We start from the raw sequence: 22743 nt of genomic DNA, 5'->3' as shown, positions 1-22743 counted from the left end.
CTCCTGCGCGCTGAGCAGTTGGCGGGAGGGTGAGATAAAAAAGACAGCTCTTTCAAAGAGCAGTTTATCATGCGGGTATCAAAAAACTATCAAAAGGCGAACACCCTTCAAATCACGGCTCACGGCTTCCAGGTAGCGCTGCCGCTGCTGAGGATCGGGGATGCGACCGGCCTTGGACGCGATGATGGCCTCGACCCGCCGGACCTGCTCGCCTGCCGCCTCAACCCGGCCCAGGGCGCGCAGGACCCGGGCGTGGGCCTGGTGGACTTCTTCGGTGCCGACCCAACTCTCGTCGCTCCGAGACACCAAGCCAACGGCACGCTGGGTGTGCTCTAGGGCTGCTTCAGGATTGCCCTGAGCCAGCCCGGCAAGTCCCATCTCCAACTCACCCCACATCTCGCAGACTGGCACGGCGATCTCGCGGGCAATTTGCACTGCCTCTGCCGCGTGGGCTAGGGTCAGCGCGAGATCGCCCAAGTGCCGTTCGGCGCGCGCCAGCGCTGCCAGCCCGGCGGCCAGGTTTCCCCGCGATTCGATGTCGCGGGCTAGGGCCACCGCTTCGGTCAGGGCACCGTGCGCGGCTGCGAGCTGCCCGGCGGCGATCTCCGTCAGTCCCAGCCCAATGAGCGCTTCCATCAGACGCCGGCGGTGTCGGATCGGGCGCACTCGTTCAACGGCCTGCTTTAGCCAGCGCTGCGCTTCGGCCAGATCGCCCAGATGGTAAAGGGCGAGTCCGGTTCCTACCTCGGCAGCCACGCGCCCATGTTCGGTGCGCAACTCCTCCTGTATAGATAGAGACCGCTGAAAGCAATCTACTGCCGCCACATAGTTACCCTGGCACAGTTCCCAGGAACCTGATTGGATCAACCCATACGCTTCGGCAGACCGCGCGCCAATGCGACGAGCCATGTTCAGATGCTCCGTCACGTACTGCCCCGCCTCGGCCAAGTGTCCCATCTTCAGATAAGTAGCTGCAATGTCTAAACCGGCCCAAGCCATGCCATTGTAGTGGCTAAACGCCTTATGACTGGCATAAGACTCTTGCTGATAAGCGAGGAAGCGGGCATAGTTCCCCAGGTGAAAGTGCACGTAGCCCAGAGTATGCGTAATATGTCGGCGCGTCTCACGGTCCCCTTCTGGGGTCATCGCCAAAGCAGATTCGAGGGCGGTCAGTGCTGGCTGTGGCTGTCCTAAGAAGTAGTGGGCAAAGCCGATCTGGGTGAGCAGGTAGCATCGAGCCGCCATATCCTTTAGATGGTTGGCCAGAGCTAGGCCCTCTTCAGCTGCGGCGATGGCTTTCTCATACTGCGCATCCAGGTTCAGATAACGGGCGCGCTGTATCCAGGTTTGTAGGTGCAGATAATCATCGCCGCTGGCCTTAGCTAGAAGGCCCAGTGCCGTCAGATCGGCATCGCGCTCGACAAGGTGAGCCTGAAGGAAGCGCGATTTGGCGCGGTCGGTCAGCATTTGCCCACGACGACGCAGACAGTCTGGTCGCCTGCGATCGGGATCGAGTTGCTCCAACAATTGCAGCATCCGACTCTGATGTACTTCAGCCTCTCGCCAGGCAAACAACGAGGCCGCCCCCTGCGCCGCCAAACCATGGTAATGCAGTGCTTTCTCCACTTCGCCTGCGGTATCAAAGTGGTGAGCGAGTGCGCCGGCGATGGCGGGTTGATCCGCATGCAGGCTCTCCATCGTCTCGCCGATCAAGCAATGTAGTCTCCGCCGCCGACGATGGTGTATGCCTGTGTACGTCACTACTTGCACCAGGTAATGCACGAACTCATAGTCACGTCTTCCAAGGCTGCGTTTTCATCCACACCCCTGGCACAGCGGACGAGATCAAAATCAAACGTGCGCCCTGCCACTGCCGCGCACGCGACTGATTCTCGCGCCGGCGCAGATAGATGCCCCAGCCGTGATCTAATGAGTGCACGCACATTGCCGGGTACAGGCAGAGGGCCCTCCGACAACTGAGCCTCCGCGAGCGCACGCAGTGTCTCAATTAATAAGAAGAAAGCATTGCCTTCGGTATGTGCTATAAGCGCTTCACAAACTCGGCATTCGCATCAACCTTCCATGTGCGCCGCACTAACTCGGAGATCGCCTGCACCGAGAGTCTTTCCAACGTCAGATGCTGCGCCAAGCCGTCGCGTGCAAGTTGTGAGGCCATCGTCGCCAGTGGGTGGGTCTCACCGACTTCCTCCGGGCGAAATGTGCCAACACTCAACACGCGCATGTCAACCATCTGGCGCGCCAGATAATGAATGGCAGCGAGCGTCGAATCAGTCGCCCAGTGCAAATCTTCCAGCGCAATTAACAGCGGCCTGCGCGATGCAAAATGGCGGATGAATGCGGCAATGGCGTGGAACAGAATGGCTTGCCGTTCTGGCTGTACAGAACTGGGCGGAGGCTCAGGCTGAGTCAATGAGGTGACCAGTTCTGGGACGAGGCGGGCGAGTTCACCGTGCACCCACGCAGGTAGCGCCAGCGCCACGCGCTCCTCTTGCATGGTCAAGTCGCGCAGTATCTCTGCCAACGGTTGGTAGGGCAGGACGTGCTCTGGCTCATAGCAGCGTCCACACGCCACCATTCCACCGCGCCAGCGCACCGCGGCGGCAAATTCTTCAATCAGGCGCGTCTTGCCGACGCCGGCTTCGCCGCTGATCAAGACCGTGCCTCCCTGCCCCTGCGCCACCTGCTCCCACCGTGCCCGCAACGCGTCCAATTCGCGCGCGCGTCCAACAAACGGCGGTTTCTCGAGATCGCCCCACCGCGGCAGCCCCTTCACCGGAGCAGGTGCGACCGGCAGAGGAATGGTGAACGCTGCGCCGAGGATGCTTTCGGCCTGTTTGAGCATTTCGGGGGAGGGAGGCGCGTGGAGTTCCTGCTGCCGCGCTCCGGCCAGGTCACCTGACGCGACGAGGGCGCGCATCGCCGCCAGGTGAATCTGCTCCGCCAATGGGTCGCGAGCGAGATACTTCTGCGCGTATGCCAGCACTGCCGCGGCATCCCCCTGCCTTTCGTGCCAGACAACAAGCCGACTCAGCATGTCCAGGTACAGAGCTCCCAGGCGATAGCGTTCCTCAAGGCATCAATCGTCGTAGAATCCTTCCAGGAGATCGTTTCGATAGAGGTCAACCGCTTGTCGCCAATGACCGGCGGCTCGTTTCTCGTCTGGCTCCTTGCGGCCCAGGGTCAAGTGCTTTTCGAATTTGGCTACGTCGAGCCAGAATGGTCTAGTAGGGTTGAATTGCACGGAGCTAGAATCGGCTAGGAGATACCCTTCACCGAGCAGTCGGCGGATGCGCCATAGCGCCGTGGCAAGGGAACGACGCACATGAACATCGTCTTGATCGCCCCAAAGGAGCGCGGCGAGTTGGTCCCGCGAATGAGGTCGCTGGCGATGAAGAATAAGATAAGCCAGGAGCGATTGGGACTTGTGCGTGGCTAGAGGAGGCAGCGCCTCATTGCCACGCCGAAACTCTGGGTGTCCAAAGAGATAGATGGCCAACCGCGGGTGTGTGCACTTTTCTGCGTGCATGCTAACGTAACGTGACCTCCCCTCAGACGGAATGCCATTACAGCCTGTTCCGTTCAGTCAGCCTACTTACCATCCTGTTCTCTGCGGAGGCTGGAACAACTGGTGACTGCCGTATGCTCAGCTGTGTAGCACATGGCAGCCATAGCAAAAATTTTAGCACAAATGCGAGCTGCTGTAAAGCACCGTGTTCGATCACGCGAAAATGCCGCTGCAATGGCCTAGTTCACTCAGGGAAGCCATGCGTGATTGTGGAACAAGCCAGCCAATGCAGGAACACAAAAGGACCCCAAGGGCTGGAAACCTTGGAGTCCTATTGCCGGTTACGGGAGCGACGGGATTCGAACCCGCGGTCTCCTCCTTGACAGGGAGGTATGCTTGGCCGCTGCACCACGCCCCCACAGATAATACATATTAGCACAGAAAACTGTATTAGTCAAACCAAATGGCGCTTGAGAGTGTTGAAAAAGTCGGAAAGACTTTACAATAGCCACAATATGTTGTATGGCCAAGCATTGTAAACACAACATGTGGCTATGATTTCAAATAACTCCTATATTTTTCAACACCCTCATGGCGCTTGCGCCAACAGATCGTTACCAGGTGATGCAGGCGATCGCTCCCAGGCTTAATTGAGGGTGTTGAAAAACGGGGAATGAAGTAAGCAAGCAGAAGCATCTTGAGCACGAGGGTGGGATCGTAAAGCGGTCGGCCCTGCTGTCCTTGCCCTTGGTAATACTTGATCAGTTTGTAGGTGGAACGCTGCCAGGGTAGCAGCTGTTTCAATTGAACCAAGAACTGATCCCTGGGCACCACCTGCTCATACCAAAAGTCACCAAAGAAGGAGCTGTTGGTGTACGCTTTAAATCGTTCGTTACTCGTCTTCGTCTCCCCTCGCTCATGGCTTATACTATACTACAGTTTAACCCGTTGTGCCTTGTGCTCTAAACTGGGTTTTTCAACATCCTCTATTGCTTTCTTTGACAGAAAGCCGCTTATTCTCTACAATGCCAAAGCATTGACAGAGATGAGCAAGGAAAGGAAATATCGGCGATGAAAATCGTCACAGTGGAGCAAATGCGTGCCATCGAGAAGGCAGCAGATGCACAAGGACTGATCTATGCTACGATGATGGAGAACGCCGGCCGTGCCGTAGCAGCCTGGATGGAACGCAAAGGCGTCAGGGACAAGCGTATCCTGGTGCTGGTTGGACCAGGCAACAATGGTGGCGATGGCTTGGTCGCTGCATATTATCTGCATCAAGCTGGCGCTTCTGTCTCCGTGTATTGTTGGAAACGCGAGACGCAAGGGGACGACAACTGGAATCGAGTCCAAAATGCTAGTATCCCGACCTACCAAAGCGAAGAAGACGAACGCTATAAGCAACTGCGCCGCCTGGTTGCTCAGGCAGATTGGATACTGGATGCCCTGCTCGGCACAGGGGTCTCCCGACCTATTACGGGTACGCTACAGGAAATCCTGGCTGCAGTACGCAAAGAAATAGAGCGCAGGAAAACAAGCAAGGAGCCAGCCGGTTTTGTTCAAGCATTACCAAAGAAAGCGGAGCAAATCAGCGAGGCGCCAACTATTGTTGCCTTGGATGTGCCCTCCGGATTAAACTGCGATACCGGTGAAGTAGACCCTGCTACCCTACCAGCAGATGCAACGGTAACCCTCGCCTTTCCCAAAGTAGGGCTGTTTCTCTTCCCAGGTGCCAACTATGTAGGCGAACTGGTAATCGCTGATATCGGTATTCCAGCCAAATTCGCCGGGGATGTTCCTTTGGAGATGATCACCCCCGCCATGGTCAGAACCCTTCTGCCCAAACGTCCCAAGGATGGGCACAAGGGTACCTTTGGCAAGGTCATGGTCGTGGCTGGTTCAGCAAATTACACTGGTGCTCCATATCTGGCTGCTAGCGCTGCCATGCGCGTCGGGGCGGGATTGGTAACCCTTGGCATCGTTGCCAGCATACATCCTATTCTGGCTGCCAAGTTGAGCGAAGCCACTTTCCTACTTCTGCCACACGAGCTTGGTGCACTGGTACCCGAAGCAGTCAAAGTACTGCAGGAAGAGCTTGGAGGTTACGATGCGCTGTTATTGGGACCCGGGATCGGACGTGATGAAAAAACAGTCGAATTTGTAGCTCGGTTGCTGTCCTTGCCCATGGGCGAGAAAAAGGGACGCTTGGGCTTTCTGGAATCAGCAACCGTTCAATCGGATACAGGAGAAATTTTGCCCCCGCTGGTCATCGATGCAGATGGGTTGAATGCCCTGGCCGATATCAAAGGCTGGTCACAGTTTCTGCAACGTCTCCCCCACGGTGTGGTGCTAACGCCGCATCCTGGCGAGATGTCGCGCCTGCTGGGCACCTCAATCGAAGAAGTGACAACGAACCGCATTGCATTAGCTCGCCAGGCAGCACAGGAATGGGGTGTCGTGGTGGTGCTAAAAGGGGCATACACGGTTATTGCCTCCCCCAATGGTTCTGCTTGCATCAACCCATTTGCCAACCCTGCTCTAGCTACAGCCGGTACTGGCGACGTGTTAGCTGGCGCAATAGCTGGCTTGTTGGCACAAGGATTGCCTCCATTCGAAGCCGCTGTGGCTGGAACCTATTTGCATGGTCTTGCCGGGCAAATAGTGAGCGAGGAGATTGGCCTGGCTGGAGCAGTAGCTGGAGATTTGCTCCCCAGACTGCCGCTAAGCATCCGACGTATTACAGAAACGTGAGTTACATCTTAGACAGATGATCACGAGCAAGTTCAGAGTAAGAAATGCCAATAGAAGTATTCATTGACGACATTGTACGCCTGCGCAAAGTCCATCCATGTGGTAGCTACGAGTGGCGGGTGGTGCGCATCGGGGCCGACATCGGCCTCAAATGCCTAGGCTGTGGGCGACGAATACTGCTCCCTCGTAGCACATTTGAACGCCGCCTGAAAGCTTTCGTTGCCCGTGCTCCTCGCTATGAGAATGGGCAGCAACCTCCCTTGCAGGACAAGGCAGCACTATGAGCACTTGTCCCACAGATCGCCCACCCGAAGAGAATAATCTTGCGGCTATCTTCAAAAACCGCAATTTCAGATTGCTGTGGACCTCACAGGTTTTTGGCCAATCTGCCCAAAATGCCATCCTCTTCGTGCAAATGGTGATGGTCGAAGGGCTGACGCGTTCCAGCGGCCTCGTAGGGCTGATGGTGCTCTTTTACAACCTGCCCTCGATTCTTTTCAGTTTGTTTTCTGGCGTAATCATTGACCGCTTTCGCAAGAAGAGCATCCTCTTGTTCTGTAACATATCACGCGTCTTTGTCGTTGCTACCTTTATCCTCTTATACCGCTATGCCCAGGGAACGGGAATGCTAAGCGCCGTATATGCCTTGACTTTCATCCTCTCCACAATCGGGCAATTATCTGACCCGGCTGAGTCAGCCATGGTGCCTCTGTTAGTTCCACCGCAACAACTGCTAACGGCAAATTCGGTCTTCCACCTCCTCTTCAATGTCGCTCAGGTCTTGGGATTGCTCTTCCTGGCACCTTTGGCGCTGAAGCTGGGCGGGGTTGAAGGTGCTTTTGCCACGATTTCTCTGACCTATTTGATCACTGCGTTGCTCCTTTGGCCCATATCCGCCCACGAGCCGCTTCCTGATCCTCGGCTAGTCCAAAATGTATTGCCCAACCTTTGGAACGAACTAAAAGCGGGATGGCAATTCGTCATCGCTCAGAAATCGGTCCTAATTGCTATTTGCCAACACGCCCTTATCACCATGCTCACTATGATTATCGCTGTACTCGCCCCAGGCTTTGCCGCCCGCGTGCTTGGCATGCAGCCAACTGATGCTATCTATATCTTCTTCTCGGCTGGATTGGGCATGTTCCTCGTTACTATGTGGACAGGACATCTGGGTCATCGCTTCCGTCGTGAGATGTTGGTCATTGCTGGCCTGCTCATCACAGGCCTCGCCCTACTGGGCTTCACCATTGTGGCCTGGACCAGCGAGACTGCCGCAAGCACGCTGGCCAAACCCACCCAACAGGTAATTACGTTAGTCATTGTGATGGCCTTGGCACTGGGCGCAGGAGGCACGCTGGCCATAGTAGCGGCCCAGACCATTGTACAGGAGCGCTCACCAATCGCGCTGCGAGGACGGGTGATCACGGCCGAGTTCCTGTTTGCCAACGTGGTTGGTCTTCTGCCCATGCTGGTCATCAGCGGTCTAGCCGACTTTATCGGTATTCCCACTGTCTTGATGGGACTTGCTACTCTGGTCATTGCCAGCGCATTGCTCAGTTTGCGCTTTGGCTACAAGCCCAAAAGGAAGCTTCCCTATGTGGACTCTAGATGATACCATCGCAGCCATTTCTACTCCCATTGGCGAAGGTGGCATCGGCATTATCCGCTTGAGCGGGCCAGATGCAAGGGCAATCCTCTGCAAAGTCTTCCTACCCGCTGGCAGGGAAAGCCCCTGCTCTTTCGAACCGGAGTCGCACCGCTTGTACTACGGCCACGTGATAGACCCCGACACTGGCGTCGTAGTGGATGAAGTGCTGGCCGTGCTCATGCGCGCACCACGCACCTACACTCGGCAGGATGTGGCCGAGATCCATTGCCATGGGGGCATTGTCCCTCTACGACGCGCCCTTGAACTTGTGCTGCGCCACGGAGCACGGCTTGCCCAACCCGGCGAGTTCACGCTACGTGCTTTTCTCAATGGACGCATTGACCTGGCCCAAGCCGAGGCAGTTTTGGATATCGTGCGCGCCAAAACCGAAGTCAGCCTGCGCGTGGCCATGGAGCAACTCGACGGTCACATTTCAGACCAAGTGCGCAAGATACGTTCCATGCTGGTAGAAGCACTTGCCTATCTGGAAGCGTCGCTCGATTTCCCCGAGGATGAGATTCCCCCTCTGGATCTGAGCTCAATCTTGACACAGGCTAAGGAGCAGATCAAAGCATTGCTAGCCCAGGCTAATCAGGGCATGATCTATCGTCAGGGTGTGCGCACGGCCATTGTGGGTCGGCCCAATGTAGGCAAATCAAGTTTGCTCAATGCCTTGCTCCGCACTAGTCGTGCTATTGTTACTCCCATCCCAGGAACGACGCGCGACACCCTGGAAGAGACCTTGAACTTGCGCGGTATTCCACTGTGTCTCGTGGACACAGCCGGCATCACCAAAAGCACCAACCTCATCGAAAAGCTGGGCATCGAGCGCAGCCGCCAGGCTTTGCAACAAGCCGATTTGGTCTTGTTTGTGATAGATGGAAGCGAACCACTTCGAGCAGAAGACTTTGAACTCGCTGCTGCGGTGCGGAACAAGAGTGTGATCGTGGTCGTCAACAAACTAGACTTGCCTGCGGTAGCAGACGCGGACTCGCTCTTGCCTGAGGCCAGGCATGTCCACCTCTCTGCCCTTACAGGTGAGGGGGTGAATACACTAGAGGATGTGATTGTCGAGACAATATTCTGCGGCCAGGTGCAAACGCCAGATGTGCCCACTATCAGCAACCCCAGGCATTGCGCAATTCTGAACCGCGTCCTGGCCCATGTGGCTGATGCCGAGAAGAGCTATCAAGCCGAATGCGCTGCAGATTTGACCGCTATAGACCTCACCGCTGCCGTGAATGCCCTGGGGGAAATCACCGGTGAAACTGCCAGTGAGGATGTGTTGGAAGTTATTTTCAGCAACTTTTGTCTTGGCAAGTGATGTCGCTTGCCCGAATGCGCTCTTACGTTTATACTGCGGAGGAACCAACCTGCTAGCCATGCATCAATTGGGGTTTTGGCTTTGAAAGTTGCGATCGTTTGCTCATGGTTAAACCAATACGGGGGAGCCGAACGAGTGCTAGAGGCTGTGCATGAGATATTCCCCGAAGCCCCCATTTACACGTCTATCTTTTGGCCAGAGGCTTTGCCGCCTGCCTATCAGGATTGGGACATACGGACTTCCTTTCTGAATCGTTTCCCCTTTATCCACCGCCATCACCAGTGGTATCTGCCTCTCTACCCATACGCCTTCGAAGGGTTTGATTTCTCTGAGTACGACTTGGTGCTGAGCATCACCAGTGCCTTCGCGCATGGCATCATCACCAGTCCCAAGACCTTGCATATTTGTTACTGCCTGAACCCTGCGCGTTTCCTCTGGGACTATCACGCCTACATAGCACGTGAAAATATTGGCTATCTGGTGCGCATGATTTTGCCCCTGTTCCTCTACAATTTGCGGCTATGGGATCGCCTAGCAGCAGACCGCGTGGATCATTTTTTGGCCATTTCTCGAACTGTTCAGCAACGTATCCTCAAGTTCTACGGGCGAAACGCAGAAATCATTCATCCACCGGTTGATGTCCGGCGTTTTTCTCCCTCCTCCGAACATGGCGATTATTTTCTGATCATCTCTAGATTGGTGCCTTACAAACGCATTGATCTAGCTGTGCAGGCGTTCAGCCAGCTTGGCTTACCCTTGTATATTATCGGAGATGGACGAGACCGCAATACCCTCGAAGCCATGGCTGCCCCTAATGTGCGTTTTCTAGGACGTGTTGACGATGAGGCAATTGCACAATATCTGAGCAAATGCCGTGCTTTCATCTTCCCTGGCGAGGAGGACTTTGGCATCGCTCCTTTGGAAGCTCAGGCCGCTGGCCGTCCTGTGATTGCCTACGCTGGAGGGGGTGCTCTAGAAACTGTAGTAGATGGAAAGACAGGCCTATTCTTCTACGAGCAAACACCCGAAGCGTTGGCTGAAGCAGTACAGCGTTTCGATGAAACCTGTTTCGATTCCGATGCAATTCGGGTGCACGCTTTGCGCTTTGATCGCAAAGCGTTCCAGCGCAAATTGGCCGACTTTGTGTATATGCAATGCGCCAAAGGCGAATCCGCATAAGGAGGATAGATTATGGAATTACGCCAATACTGGCAAATCGCTCGCCGCAGGCTGTGGATCGTGCTTTCTCTGCTTTTCATCGTCCTGCTGATCAGCTTGTTGACGCATCGCACCCGCCCTCCAACCTATGTCGCCACGATGCGTTTTATGATGGGTCTAGAACCAGAAGCCAGTAATGGAGAGTATTATACTTATGACAAGTATTATACCTGGCTCACCGCCGAGTATTTGGTGGATGATGTCTCTGAATTGGTGCGCAGCGCTGTCTTTGCCCAAGCGGTGAGCGAGCATCTGACCAGCGCCGGCATTCGTGTGCCTGCTGGAGCAATCAACGGTGCCACACAAGCAGGCACGCTGCACCGCATCCTCACTGTCACCGTAATCTGGGGGGACTCGGAGCAACTGGCCAACATTGCTAATGCCATCGCCTCTGCCCTGCCTGCGGAAATTGCCCGGCACTTTGCCCAGGTGGGCACCAGCGGTGTACATGCCAGCTTGATTGACCCGCCAACGATTAGCGCCGTGGGACCAAGCCTGAGAGAGAAGTTAGATTTGCCTATTCGGCTCTTCTTGGCCTTGGTGATGGGACTGGCCTTGGCTTTTGTACTAGACTATCTCGATAACTCAGTACGTGATAGGGTGGAACTAGAGCAAAGTGGGTTGGAGGTTCTGGCAGAAATTCCGCCTGTCAAGGCAAGGTGGCTAGGATTCCTACGCGAACGGTTGCCCTGACCAACTGCCTTTGTATGAAAAGGCGGATTATGCTAAAATAGAAAGACAAGAAAATGATTTTTTCCCAATCGTGAGAACAGACTAGGTTTTGGACGAGTGGGATTGGATTGATTCTTGAGGAGGATGGTATGGAGCTAAAAAACTATCTCAATGCCCTAATCAAGCGAGGTTGGATTATCCTACTCGTTGCGCTAATCACGGCAAGCAGTGCCTTTGTCTTTAGTAAAATGCAAACAGTAGTCTATCGCTCGACCATCCAGCTGAATGTCTGGCCAGGTCGACCGGATTGGGGACTGCAACAGACGATCAAGGGATTGATGCGCAACTACAGCGGCCAGATTAAATCGCGCACCACCGCTCAGGCTGTTATTGATCGCCAGCACCTTGACCTGACTGTGGATGAGGTACTGGATAAGATGACGGTCAGCCCCATCGAATCTGACTTCCTTATCCAGATTGACGTGGACGATATAGACCCACAACGTGCCCAAGTGATCGCTCAAACTGCGGCGGAGGTGTTTGTCGAGACCATCCGGGTGTACATGCTGGAGCAAGATAAACGCGATCGCGTGGATGTCTTTATACGAGACAACGCCACACCTGCGCGCGTCTTCTCACCCAAGACTGGCTTGCTTGTCGTGGCTGGAGGACTTTTTGGCCTGTTCGCCGGAGCGTTAGTTACCGTTGGATTAGAATGGCTAGCTGCGGACATTGTTCGCAGTAGCCGGGATGTTGAACGCTATGCAGGCCTGCCTGTGTTAGGATCCATACCCAAAATGGTGAAATCCCAATGAGAAATGACCCATGGCTCAATCTAGACTCCTGGGATTGGGTCATCGGACTTTTAATTCGCGGAGAACGATGGACATGACCGAAAACCGAACGGCAACACCAAGCGACTTGCTGGTTACCTTGTCCAGCCCTCGCTCACCAATTAGCGAGTCCTATCGCACGCTGCGCACGAACCTGCAGTTCGTCAGCCTGGACAAACCCCTGCAGACCCTGCTCATCACCTCGCCAGGGCCTGAGGAAGGCAAATCCACCATGCTAGCCAACCTGGCTATTGCTCTCGCTCAGGGGGAGAAAAGAGCGATCATGGTGGATTGCGATCTGCGGCGTCCTAACTTGCACAAACTATTCGGGCTTAGCCACCAGAGAGGGCTGACGACCATGATGGTGGATGACAAAGCGATGCTGGACCCCCCATTGCAGGAAACTGGCGTGCCCGGTCTGCAATTGCTGGCCAGCGGCCCCCTTCCGCCAAGCCCACCAGACCTTCTGGGTTCGCAGCGCATGGACCGCGTGCTCGCTGTACTGAAGGAGCGGGCGGACATTGTGCTTCTCGATGCTCCCCCTGTGGTAGCTGTGAGCGATGCCGCCATACTGGCGACCAAGGTTGACGGTGTGCTGCTTGTCGTTAGCGCCGGACAAACCAGACGGGACAGCGTGCAAGCAGCCAAAACCAGGCTGGAAAAGGTGAACGCTCATCTCATCGGGGCTGTACTGATGAACGTGCCTTTGGATATGAGCCTGCAACGGTATTACTATGCCCGACGAGAGGAAGAATAAAAGGCCTATCAAAGTAGAAATAGAAAAGGCCTATCCTATAAAAGGGGAGATGGGAATGAAAGGTCTGATTCTCAGCGGAGGCAAAGGTACACGCTTGTACCCTCTTACTTACACCTGTGCCAAGCAATTGGTGCCCGTGGCTAACAAACCCGTCTTGTTTCGTGTCATTGAGGCAATCAAAGAAGCGGGCATCACCAACATCGGCATCGTGGTTGGCGATACGGCGGCGGAAATCAAGGAAGCTGTAGGGGATGGCTCGCGCTGGGACGTGAACATCACCTATATCCACCAAGAAGCCCCACTTGGGCTGGCTCATGCTGTAAAAATCGCCCAGGATTTCATTGGTGACGAGCGTTTCGTGATGTTCCTGGGAGACAATGTAATCCAAGGTGGCATCGCGGGCCTGGTCAAGCAGTTTGTGTCAAGTGACTACAATTGCCAGATTGTCCTGACACGCGTTGCCCACCCTCAACAATACGGTGTAGCGGTGCTGAAAAACGGCGCCGTCGTCCGTCTCGTGGAAAAACCGCGTGATCCACCCAGCAATCTGGCACTGGTGGGCATCTATATGTTCGACCATCACGTCTTCGAGGCGGTCAACAACATCAGGCCCTCCTGGCGTAATGAACTGGAAATCACCGACGCCATCCAATACCTGGTGGACCATGATTACAAGGTGTATCCGTATATCCACGAAGGATGGTGGATTGACACAGGCGCTCCTGGGGATATGCTGGATGCCAATCGCCTGGTACTGGATGACCTAGTGCCCAAGATAGAAGGCTATGTTGACCGCGACTCGAAATTGATTGGCAAGGTAACCATTCAGAAGGGAGCCGAAATCATCGGCAGCGTCATCCGCGGACCAGCGATCATCGGTGAAGAAACGCGCATTGTAAACTCCTACATCGGCCCATTCACTTCCATTTATCACCACGTCGTGGTGGAAAAGAGCGAAATCGAGCATTCCATCGTTTTGGAACACAGCCGTATCATAGACATTCCGCAACGCATTGAAAACAGCCTCATTGGACGCAATGTGGAGATCGTTCGCTCACCACTGCTCCCCAAGGCTTATAAGATGACCTTGGGTGATCACAGCAAAGTGGGATTGCTATGAAGACAACACTAGTATATCCTGGCATCACGGGCAAGGGCTTTAACAGCCTGGGGCAGGGCATGGACTCGGGTTGGATCTGCCATGGCTTGGCCATGCTTGCCGCTTGTGCCAAGCAAAAGGGCTTTGAAGTGAACTTGCTCGACCTGCGCGCCATGCGCGACTGGGATCACTACCGAGACGAATTGCTTGCGCGTCGCCCAGACGTGGTAGGCGTGAGCATGATGAGCGTGGACTATAACCCTGCCATGCAGAGCTTGCAGATCGTGCGCCAAGTGCTCCCAGAAGCAACCACCATCGTGGGCGGTCCTCATCCCACGCTGATGCTGGATGAAGTCAAAGATGACCCTAGCATAGACCACATCTTCCTAGGCGAGTCCGAGATCACCTTTCCTGAGTTCCTAGCCCGTCATCAGCGCGGAGAACCATCGGAGCGCATCATCCCTTCAATACACCCAGACCTAGATGCTCTTCCCTTTGCCGACCATGAGTTCTTCCTGCAAGAATGGCGCAAATGGGGCTACAATCTGGATTCGCCCGAGGCACCTTTCGTGCCCGAGTTGCCGCCACCTTTTGTCACGATCATCGCCGGGCGTGGCTGCATGTACAACTGCAGTTATTGCCAGCCTGCTGAGCGCCTCATCTTTGGGCGCCAAGTGCGGACGCGCAGCGTAGCCAACGTCATCGCCGAACTGAAGGAACTGCGCGAGCACTACCACTTTAACAGTTTCATGTTCCACGATGACTGCCTGACCGAAGATCGCGATTGGGTCATCGAGTTCTGCCAAGCCTACCGCGCTGCCGGGTTCACGCAGCCCTTCTTCTGCCAGAGCCGTGCGGACATCATCGTCAAAAACGAAGACATGGTGAAAATGATGGCGGAAGTGGGCTTGCGTGGCTATCTAATCGGCTTCGAGAGCGGCAGCGACCGCGTGCTCAAGTTCATCCGCAAGGGAACCAAACGCTGGCAGAACCTGGAAGCGGCGCGTATCTGCAAGAAATATGGCATCTCTATCTGGGCCAATTACATGCTGGGCTTGCCTACCGAGACCCAAGAAGAGGTCATGGAGACCATCAGCATGCTGAAGCAAATTGACCCCGATTACTACAGCCCAGCGTTCTACACACCCCATCCAGGCAGCGACTTGTACACGTACTGCATTGAGCATGACCTTTCCCTGATCAAAAGCCACGATAGTTACCGTCGCAATCCCAATGAACCGAAAATCAAGGGGATAGATTATCAGTGGCTGCAGTGGGCGCTTGCCGAATCACAGCGCCGCACCTGGCCCAATCAACTGCGGCGCCAGGCGCGGTATTACTGGAAGCGCTACGCTCAGCCCAAAAAAATCGCACGCAAACTGCGTCAACTCATCGTCGGAAGTAGCGCCTAGCCAGGCATTAGTGGCGGGCTTTTCACTGTTTTGCACTATAGACGTCGAAAGGAGTAACCACACATTGCGCAACCTACTCATCGCCGGCGGAGCCGGGTTCATTGGCAGCAACTTTGTGCACTATATCCTGGAGAAATATCCCAACTATCGCGTAGTTGTCTATGACAAGTTGACCTACGCCGGCAACCTGGATAACCTCAAGGGGCTGGAGCACGATCCACGCTACACTTTTGTGCACGGCGACATCTGCGATGCCGACAAAGTCGCAGAGACCATGCGCCAGCATAAGATTGATGCCATAGTCAACTTCGCCGCAGAAAGCCATGTGGACCGCTCTCTCATGTCGCCGGGCAGTTTCATCCAGACCGACATATACGGAACCTATGTATTGTTGGAAGCGGCAAAGCAGTTCGGCGTCGAACGCTATCACCAGGTTTCGACCGATGAGGTATATGGCGAAGTGCTTCAGGGGTCTTCGCGGGAGAGCGATGCGCTGGCTGCGCGCAGCCCCTATGCCGCCAGCAAAGCCGGCGCTGACCTCATGGTAAATGCTTACTTCATCAGTTTTGGTGTGCCCGCTACGATAACCCGCGGCTCCAACAACATTGGGCCGTACCAATACCCGGAGAAGGTCGTGCCGCTGTTCATCACCAATGCTCTCGATGACCTCCCACTGCCGCTGTACGGCGATGGCCGGCAGATGCGCGATTACCAGTACGTGTGGGATCATTGCGAAGCCATTGACATCGTGCTGCACAAAGGCAAACCCGGCGAGATCTACAATGTGGGCACGGGCGTGGAAACCTGCAATATAGATATGGCACGCATGATCCTCCAATTGCTCAACAAGCCGGAGAGCCTCATTCAGCACGTAACCGACCGCCCAGGCCACGACCGCCGCTACTCCCTCAACTGCGATAAACTGAAGGCGCTGGGCTGGCGTTCTGCCCATACCTTTGAGCAGGCATTGGAAAAGACCGTGCGCTGGTATGTGGACAATGAATGGTGGTGGCGCAAGATCAAATCGGGGCAGCATTACCGGGAATATTACGAGAAAAATTACGCTCAGCGCCAGGTACTGAGCGTCAGAGATTGAAAATCCCTGGCTGAAAGCGAAAAATCCCGCAGGGGTTGGTGCCTGAGTTTCTCTGCGTTTTCAGCGTTCTCAGCGGTGAGTGGCACGGCGGACTGTTGTCCGCTGTGAGCGTGGGAAGCGAATGCGTGGTGTGGGCTGTTGCCCACGCCACGGCCAAAAGCCCTGCAGATGCTAGTGCCTGCGGGCACTTTTTCAGTTTAAGCCAGGGAATGAATTCCCTGGCGCTTTGATGCGCTATGAGCGCTGAAGCGCTCACTACAAACTACTATTACGGTTTTGTAAAGTTTGACAAATCCACGCTTCTGTGCTAGGATAGCCGCGTTCACAAACTGAATAATATATGCTCACTCTTATCTAGAGGGGTGGAGGGACCGGCCCGGTGAAACCCCGGCAACCAGAATAGTCCGATAGTCTTTAATCAAATAATCCGAGGATAGAAGCCCGACGATATGACTATAGGATTAAAAATTTAGACTAAGTGGCTATTCATGGTGCCAATTCCGGCAGCCCTGCTGTTTCTTCTAGGAGCAGCAGGGACTGAAAGATGAGAGGGAAGTTTGGATCTTCTCTCCCATCGGGAGAGAATTTTTTTGCCCGAAACAAGGAGGATGAGTGCGTACCATCGAATGGCACGACGGTAAAGTCAGGCTCATTGACCAACAACGACTGCCACACGAGTTCGTTGTCCTGGAATACACGGATTACCGCGATGTCGCCGAAGCAATCAAGACGATGAAGATCCGCGGTGCACCAGCGATTGGTGCGGCTGCAGCTTTTGGCCTAGCTCTGGCGGTCGTGCATTGCCATTCCTGTTCACGCCCGCAAGTGCTCGCAGAGTTTGAGCGCGCTGCGGATCTCCTTGCACAGACCCGCCCTACGGCGGTCAACCTCTTCTGGGCCATTCGGCGCATGAGCGAGGTGGCGAATAGCCCACAATGGAAAACGGCGGAGCAGGTCATCCACGCAGTCGTACAAGAAGCGCAGCGCATCGCCGATGAAGATGTCGAGATTAATAGGCGCATGGGAGAGCATGGCGCAACCCTGATCCAGGATGGCGATAACATCCTGACGCACTGCAACACCGGTGCGTTGGCCGTCGTGGACTATGGCACAGCCCTAGGCGTAGTGCGCACCGCCCATGAACAAGGCAAACGCATTCACGTCTGGGTAGACGAAACACGTCCGTTCCTGCAAGGAGCAAGGCTAACGGCGTGGGAGTTGCAACAGGCAGGCATCCCCTGTACCCTGATCACCGATAACATGGCTGGCCACTTCATGTCCCGCGGCAAGGTGGATATCGTGTTGGTCGGTGCAGACCGCATTGCAGCCAATGGCGACGTCGCCAACAAGATCGGCACCTATTCCTTGGCAGTGCTGGCCAAAGAGAATGGCATCCCCTTCTACTCCGTCGCGCCCACCTCGACCATAGACCTGAGCATTGCTTATGGTGCAGATATTCCCATCGAAGAACGTGATCCGCGTGAAGTAACGCATATCCGCGGAATGCCTATCTGTGCAGAAGGGATCAAGGCTGCTCATCCTGCTTTCGATGTCACTCCGCACCGCTACGTCACGGGCATTGTGACCGAGAATGGCATCGTTTACCCTCCTTTTACCCTAGGTCTGAAGAAAGTGAAAGGCATCTCTGAACAGCCTCCACCTTCCACCGAGCAAAGCGACGAGAAATATTAAGGAAGGAGAAAGCGAACATGCCCAATACATTCCAATCCGCATGGTTACCTGCCGCCCTGGGCAGTCTGCCATTGCACGATGTGGCACAGGCCTGGGATTGGACACTGAAGTATTTGCCCCAGATACCAGTCTGGCCCCAATTGCCCAAGCGTTCCTACCAGGAGAACATGTATGCACAGTTCTCCGAAAACTTCCCGGGCATCGTAGTGGACTTGGAAGCAGAACGCATCTATGTAGATCGTACCCACGATCTGGATCGCGACCTAGAACGCCTGTACCTTGCCTATCTGCAGAATGACCTAGAGTACGGTGAGCTAAGTCCGCAGTATGCCGCAGGGCTATATCATCTGCTCAACACCGAGGGTCTGCTGCCCACGCCGCTGGTTGCGCTCAAAGGGCAGGTTACCGGGCCTATCAGTTGGGGGCTGGTAGTCACCGATCAAAACCGCCGCCCATTGCTCTACGATGAAGTCATGGCTGATGCCATAGCCAAGCATCTGCGCCTGAAAGCTGCCTGGCAGGAACAAAAACTCCGCGCCTTCGCACCGCAAACGATCATCTTCGTGGATGAACCTTACATGAGTTCCTTCGGATCAGCCTTTGTCTCGCTGAGCCGTGATCAGGTAGTGTTGCTGCTCGAAGAAGTCTTTGCAGGCATCAGTGGCTTAAAAGGTGTCCATTGCTGCGGTAATACGGATTGGTCAGTTCTACTGGATACTTCGGTAGATATTCTTAGCCTCGATGCATACACCTATGCGGAATCCCTTTCGCTGTATCCCGACGCAGTGGCCGCATTCCTGGAGCGCGGGGGGATAATTGCTTGGGGCATTGTCCCTGCGAGCTCGGCTGTGGAGGGGGAAACAACCGAAAGCTTGCTGGAGCGCTTGCACCAAGCAATGGATCTATTAGTGAGAAAAGGTCTTGCGCAGGACAAACTCCTAGCTGCTGGACTGGTCACGCCCTCCTGCGGCACTGGTTCTTTGGATCGTCATACGGCTGAACGTGTTTTGGAATTGACCGCTGAGGTATCGGCGCAGATGCGTGCCAGATACGTCACGGCCTGAATGTCAATCTACCATTTTTTAACGGAGGAGCAAGCACAGTGAGCATATTGGTCGTTGGTTCGGTTGCATTGGATTCCATCCAAACACCCTTTGGTAAGGTAAAAGATACCCTGGGTGGCTCAGCCACCTATTTTTCAGCGGCCGCCCAACTCTACGCTCAGGTCAACCTGGTCGCTGTAGTGGGCACAGACTTTCCCAAGGAACACATTGACTTCCTCAGGCAACGAGGCGTTAACCTGGATGGCCTGCAAGTGGTAGAAGGCAAGACATTCCGTTGGTCTGGACGCTACAGTTATGACATGAACACTGTCGAGACCTTGGATACACAACTGAACGTTTTTGCCACATTTCATCCAGACTTACCCGAGGCATATCGGAATTCGGAGTACGTCTTCCTGGCCAACATTGACCCGGTGTTGCAATTGGAGGTACTCTCACAAATCCGAAGTCCTAAGTTGACTGTGCTTGACACCATGAATTATTGGATCAACTATCGCAAAGATGTCCTCAGCCAAGCAATTTCAGTAGCGGACATTGTACTAATGAACGAAGCAGAAGCCCGTCAATATGCCAATACCTTCAGCCTCGTCCGTGCCGCGCGCAAGATCCTCAGCCTAGGGCCGAAAGCACTCGTGATCAAGAAAGGTGAATACGGTGCAACTCTATTCGCCAATGGCGATGAACCAAGAAAATCGTTTTTCTTTGCCCCGGCCTATCCCTTAGAAAAAATCCAAGACCCTACCGGGGCCGGAGATTCCTTCGCTGGTGGATTCATTGGCTATCTAGCCCAGCAGGGCTGCATCCGCCAAGAAGACATCAAACGTGCCATTATCCATGGCAGCGTAGTAGCTTCTTTTACCGTAGAGGATTTTGGTGTGGGCAGGCTACGGACTCTTACCATGGATGAGATCCAGGCACGCTACCGCGAGTTCAAAGATTTTACCAACTTTGAGCCTACCTGCCCCTGGTCTGACCATTGTGAACACCTGCATGCTAAGCAGAACTGAGCACGCACATAGCAGGCATGATATAAGCTAACAAATTAAGGGAGGAAAAAATGAGAAACATTACTGTGGAAAGCCTGGACAAGACCCCAGTCGAGGCACAGGCAGTGGAGTTAGTGGAACGAAAGGGCGTTGGCCACCCCGATTCGATTTGCGACGCCATTATGGAGGAAGTGTCGGTTAGTCTTTGTCGGGAGTACGTCAAGAGCTTTGGCCGGGTAGTGCACCACAACATTGATAAAGGGCTACTTGTTGCCGGCAAGACCTCCCCTCGTATCGGTGGAGGCAAGGTAGAGGAACCTATGCGCCTAGTCTTTGGAGACCGCGCCATCTATGAATACAAAGGCAAAAAAGTGCCCGTTGGGGAAATCGCGGTTGCCACGGCACAAGAATGGCTGCGCAAGAACCTGCGCTTTGTTGACCCTACGCAGCACATCGTCTTCCAAAACGAAATCAAACCTGGTTCGCCAGAGTTGACGGACATCTTTGATCGCGAGGTCATCGGTGCCAATGACACATCGGCTGCCGTGGGCTATGCCCCGCTCACAGAGACTGAGCGCATCGTACTGGCCACTGAACGGTATCTGAACTCACCTGAGTTCAAGAAAGCCTTCCCTGAATCGGGCGAAGACATCAAAGTGATGGGCTACCGCCGTTACCGCGAGTTAATCCTCACGGTGGCGATGGCCTTTGTAGACCGCTTCGTGCCCAGCGAAAAAGCTTACTTCGCACGCAAAGCCGAGATCAAGACCATGATCGAACAGTTTGTAGCCAGGGAAAAGCGCAACTTTGACAAGGTTATTGTTGACCTCAACACACTGGATGTAGAAGGCCGTGGCGAAGATGGCATGTATCTGACTGTCCTGGGAACCTCTGCCGAGGGAGGCGACTGCGGACAGGTTGGGCGCGGGAACAAAGTCAATGGAGTGATTGCTCTGAACCGTCCAATGAGCACTGAGGCTGCGGCAGGCAAGAACCCAATCGCGCACGTGGGCAAAATCTACACATTTCTCACCCATTTCATCGCTGACGATATCTACCAGCACGTGCCGGGTATTGCTGAAGTCTACGTCTGGCTGTGCAGCCAAATCGGCCAGCCCATCGACAAGCCACTTATTGCCTCGGCTCAATTGGTGCTCAAGCCAGGCGTGAATTTGGAAGACATACGAAAGCCGGTCGAGGAAGTAATCGAAAACGAACTAGCGAATATCTACCGCTTTACCGAACGCCTGACGCTTGGCGAATTCAGCGTATGGTAGACCAGGCCAGCAAAATCCAAGAAGGAGCAGAATGAGCAATAAAGAGTACGACGTCAAAGACATTTCATTGGCCGAGAAGGGGCAATCCCGTATTGAATGGGCCGAGCGAGAGATGCCCGTGTTACGCTTGATCCGCGAGCGCTTTGCCAAGGAGCGTCCTCTCCAGGGCATCCGCATTGCTGCTTGCTTGCACGTAACCACCGAAACAGCCAACCTGATGCGTACTTTGCAAATGGGAGGTGCTGAGCCAGCGCTGTGTGCCTCCAATCCCTTGTCTACTCAGGATGATGTCGCTGCGTCATTGGTCACCCATTTGGAGATTCCCACTTTTGCCATCAAAGGCGAGGACAACAAAACGTACTACGAACATATCAAATCCGCACTAGCCCACAAGCCCCACATTACGATGGACGATGGTGCTGACCTGGTCACCACGTTGCACAAGGAATATACGGATATGCTCGGCGACATCATCGGTGGCACAGAGGAAACGACAACCGGTGTAATCCGTTTGCGGGCCATGGCTAGCAAAGGCCTCTTGCGTTACCCCATTATTGCTGTCAACGATGCCATGACCAAACATTTGTTTGACAATCGCTATGGAACTGGGCAATCCACCATTGATGGCATTATCCGTGCCACTAACATCTTGTTGGCAGGCAAGATCGTCGTAATAGCTGGCTATGGTTGGTGCAGTCGGGGAATCGCATCGCGTGCCCGGGGTATGGGCGCCCAAGTAGTGGTTACCGAGGTGAATCCTCTGCGTGCGCTCGAAGCAGTCATGGAGGGTTTCCGCGTCATGCCTATGATGGAAGCAGCCCGCATCGGCGATATCTTTGTGACTTCCACCGGGGACATCAATGTGATTGACCGGCAGCACATGGAAGTGATGAAAGATGGAGCAATCTTGGCCAATTCTGGACACTTTAACGTGGAGATCAATATACCAGCGCTGGAATCGCTGGCAATCAAAAAACGGCGCATACGGGAATTTGTAGACCAGTACACATTGGCCGATGGCCGCACCATTTGTTTGCTGGGAGAGGGACGCCTCATCAATCTGGCAGCAGCAGAGGGACACCCCGCTAGTGTGATGGACATGAGCTTTGCCAATCAGGCTCTTAGCATAGAATTTCTAGTAAGAAATGCCGCCACTCTGGAAAAGCGCGTGTACAGCGTCCCGGAGGACATAGACCGGGAGGTAGCCCGCCTCAAACTGCAAGCCATGGGCATGACTGTTGATGCACTCACACCGGAACAAAAGCGCTATCTGGAATCCTGGGAGGAAGGAACATAAACCAACAATAGCCGCTGGGATGGCCTCTGTTAAGAACTCGTAGCGCAAGGCATGTACGCGCTTTACAAGGGCCTTTGAAAACCGCTCGGAG

19 protein-coding genes, 1 tRNA gene and 1 riboswitch are annotated in these 22743 nt (G+C 54.5%); of the genes, 16 read left to right on the top strand and 4 right to left on the bottom strand.

The features are described 5' to 3' along the window. Positions 1-78: 78 nt before the first annotated feature. The 4 genes from H5T67_02440 to H5T67_02425 all read right to left on the bottom strand — a co-directional run bounded on the left by H5T67_02440 (position 79) and on the right by H5T67_02425 (position 3944). Positions 79-1782, bottom strand: coding sequence for a tetratricopeptide repeat protein (locus H5T67_02440; protein MBC7244179.1), 1704 nt, complete (start codon positions 1780-1782; stop codon positions 79-81). Between the two features lie 259 nt (positions 1783-2041). Next, entirely contained in the window at positions 2042-2731 is a 690-nt protein-coding gene (locus tag H5T67_02435; GenBank protein ID MBC7244178.1) for an AAA family ATPase, read from the bottom strand. Between the two features lie 366 nt (positions 2732-3097). Next, the gene (locus H5T67_02430) at positions 3098-3547 is read right to left on the bottom strand and encodes a winged helix-turn-helix domain-containing protein (GenBank protein ID MBC7244177.1); all 450 of its coding nucleotides are present in this window, start codon (positions 3545-3547) and stop codon (positions 3098-3100) included. A gap of 323 nt (positions 3548-3870) precedes the next feature. Then, positions 3871-3944 (bottom strand) — tRNA-Asp (locus tag H5T67_02425). A gap of 653 nt (positions 3945-4597) precedes the next feature. On the opposite strand from H5T67_02425, the gene H5T67_02420 reads away from it, so the two are divergent. The 16 genes from H5T67_02420 (at position 4598) to H5T67_02345 (ending at position 22652) form a co-directional block, all read left to right on the top strand. Beyond that, positions 4598-6277 (top strand): NAD(P)H-hydrate dehydratase, encoded by a 1680-nt coding sequence (locus H5T67_02420; GenBank protein MBC7244176.1) that lies wholly within the window; start codon positions 4598-4600, stop codon positions 6275-6277. 44 nt (positions 6278-6321) lie between these two features. Beyond that, positions 6322-6561 carry a DUF951 domain-containing protein gene (locus H5T67_02415; GenBank protein ID MBC7244175.1) on the top strand — a complete coding sequence of 80 codons (240 nt, stop codon included), beginning with the start codon at positions 6322-6324 and terminating at the stop codon, positions 6559-6561. After that, a complete protein-coding gene (locus tag H5T67_02410; GenBank protein MBC7244174.1) occupies positions 6558-7889 on the top strand; it encodes an MFS transporter in 1332 nt (443 codons plus the stop codon). Before H5T67_02415 ends, H5T67_02410 begins: the two co-directional genes overlap by 4 nt. Next, complete coding sequence (gene mnmE / locus H5T67_02405) at positions 7873-9249, top strand: tRNA uridine-5-carboxymethylaminomethyl(34) synthesis GTPase MnmE (GenBank protein ID MBC7244173.1); 1377 nt, start codon at positions 7873-7875, stop codon at positions 9247-9249. The genes H5T67_02410 and mnmE overlap by 17 nt, the downstream gene beginning before the upstream one ends. Before the next feature lie 81 nt (positions 9250-9330). After that, complete coding sequence (locus tag H5T67_02400; GenBank protein MBC7244172.1) at positions 9331-10428, top strand: glycosyltransferase; 1098 nt, start codon at positions 9331-9333, stop codon at positions 10426-10428. 12 nt (positions 10429-10440) lie between these two features. Next, a complete protein-coding gene (locus H5T67_02395; GenBank protein MBC7244171.1) occupies positions 10441-11160 on the top strand; it encodes a hypothetical protein in 720 nt (239 codons plus the stop codon). A gap of 128 nt (positions 11161-11288) precedes the next feature. Next, the gene (locus tag H5T67_02390; GenBank protein MBC7244170.1) at positions 11289-11954 is read left to right on the top strand and encodes a hypothetical protein; all 666 of its coding nucleotides are present in this window, start codon (positions 11289-11291) and stop codon (positions 11952-11954) included. Positions 11955-12027: 73 nt separating this feature from the next. Next, complete coding sequence (locus H5T67_02385; protein ID MBC7244169.1) at positions 12028-12729, top strand: CpsD/CapB family tyrosine-protein kinase; 702 nt, start codon at positions 12028-12030, stop codon at positions 12727-12729. 55 nt (positions 12730-12784) lie between these two features. Next, a complete protein-coding gene (locus tag H5T67_02380; GenBank protein ID MBC7244168.1) occupies positions 12785-13849 on the top strand; it encodes a glucose-1-phosphate thymidylyltransferase in 1065 nt (354 codons plus the stop codon). Next, positions 13846-15240, top strand: a complete 1395-nt coding sequence (locus tag H5T67_02375) for a B12-binding domain-containing radical SAM protein (GenBank protein ID MBC7244167.1) — start codon at positions 13846-13848, stop codon at positions 15238-15240. Before H5T67_02380 ends, H5T67_02375 begins: the two co-directional genes overlap by 4 nt. Before the next feature lie 64 nt (positions 15241-15304). Beyond that, entirely contained in the window at positions 15305-16336 is a 1032-nt protein-coding gene (rfbB, locus tag H5T67_02370; GenBank protein MBC7244166.1) for a dTDP-glucose 4,6-dehydratase, read from the top strand. A 347-nt stretch (positions 16337-16683) separates the two neighbouring features. Next, positions 16684-16887: riboswitch (SAM riboswitch) on the top strand. Between the two features lie 61 nt (positions 16888-16948). Then, positions 16949-18028: an S-methyl-5-thioribose-1-phosphate isomerase gene (gene mtnA / locus H5T67_02365; GenBank protein MBC7244165.1), complete on the top strand. Its 1080-nt coding sequence runs from the start codon at positions 16949-16951 to the stop codon at positions 18026-18028. A 17-nt stretch (positions 18029-18045) separates the two neighbouring features. Beyond that, a complete protein-coding gene (locus tag H5T67_02360; protein ID MBC7244164.1) occupies positions 18046-19092 on the top strand; it encodes a methionine synthase in 1047 nt (348 codons plus the stop codon). A 38-nt stretch (positions 19093-19130) separates the two neighbouring features. After that, positions 19131-20099 (top strand): sugar kinase, encoded by a 969-nt coding sequence (locus tag H5T67_02355; protein MBC7244163.1) that lies wholly within the window; start codon positions 19131-19133, stop codon positions 20097-20099. Between the two features lie 50 nt (positions 20100-20149). After that, entirely contained in the window at positions 20150-21355 is a 1206-nt protein-coding gene (locus tag H5T67_02350) for a methionine adenosyltransferase (GenBank protein MBC7244162.1), read from the top strand. A 31-nt stretch (positions 21356-21386) separates the two neighbouring features. Next, a complete protein-coding gene (locus H5T67_02345) occupies positions 21387-22652 on the top strand; it encodes an adenosylhomocysteinase (GenBank protein MBC7244161.1) in 1266 nt (421 codons plus the stop codon). Positions 22653-22743 lie beyond the last annotated feature (91 nt).

It is taken from the genome of Chloroflexota bacterium, from assembly GCA_014360905.1.
Classification (GTDB): Bacteria; Chloroflexota; Anaerolineae; order UBA2200; family UBA2200; genus JACIWX01.
The sequence above is the reverse complement of the archived record's forward strand: the minus strand, read 5'-3'. Positions and strand labels throughout refer to the sequence as shown.

Excerpts from the sequence above, each read along its gene's own strand:
- H5T67_02430 (MBC7244177.1), bottom strand. The coding sequence starts at position 3,547 with ATGCACGCAGAAAAGTGCACACACCCGCGGTTGGCCATCTATCTCTTT.
- H5T67_02420 (MBC7244176.1), top strand. The coding sequence starts at position 4,598 with ATGAAAATCGTCACAGTGGAGCAAATGCGTGCCATCGAGAAGGCAGCA.
- H5T67_02415 (MBC7244175.1), top strand. The coding sequence starts at position 6,322 with ATGCCAATAGAAGTATTCATTGACGACATTGTACGCCTGCGCAAAGTC.
- H5T67_02410 (MBC7244174.1), top strand. The coding sequence starts at position 6,558 with ATGAGCACTTGTCCCACAGATCGCCCACCCGAAGAGAATAATCTTGCG.
- mnmE (MBC7244173.1), top strand. The coding sequence starts at position 7,873 with ATGTGGACTCTAGATGATACCATCGCAGCCATTTCTACTCCCATTGGC.
- H5T67_02395 (MBC7244171.1), top strand. The coding sequence starts at position 10,441 with ATGGAATTACGCCAATACTGGCAAATCGCTCGCCGCAGGCTGTGGATC.
- H5T67_02390 (MBC7244170.1), top strand. The coding sequence starts at position 11,289 with ATGGAGCTAAAAAACTATCTCAATGCCCTAATCAAGCGAGGTTGGATT.
- H5T67_02385 (MBC7244169.1), top strand. The coding sequence starts at position 12,028 with ATGACCGAAAACCGAACGGCAACACCAAGCGACTTGCTGGTTACCTTG.
- H5T67_02380 (MBC7244168.1), top strand. The coding sequence starts at position 12,785 with ATGAAAGGTCTGATTCTCAGCGGAGGCAAAGGTACACGCTTGTACCCT.
- H5T67_02375 (MBC7244167.1), top strand. The coding sequence starts at position 13,846 with ATGAAGACAACACTAGTATATCCTGGCATCACGGGCAAGGGCTTTAAC.
- H5T67_02360 (MBC7244164.1), top strand. The coding sequence starts at position 18,046 with ATGCCCAATACATTCCAATCCGCATGGTTACCTGCCGCCCTGGGCAGT.
- H5T67_02350 (MBC7244162.1), top strand. The coding sequence starts at position 20,150 with ATGAGAAACATTACTGTGGAAAGCCTGGACAAGACCCCAGTCGAGGCA.
- H5T67_02345 (MBC7244161.1), top strand. The coding sequence starts at position 21,387 with ATGAGCAATAAAGAGTACGACGTCAAAGACATTTCATTGGCCGAGAAG.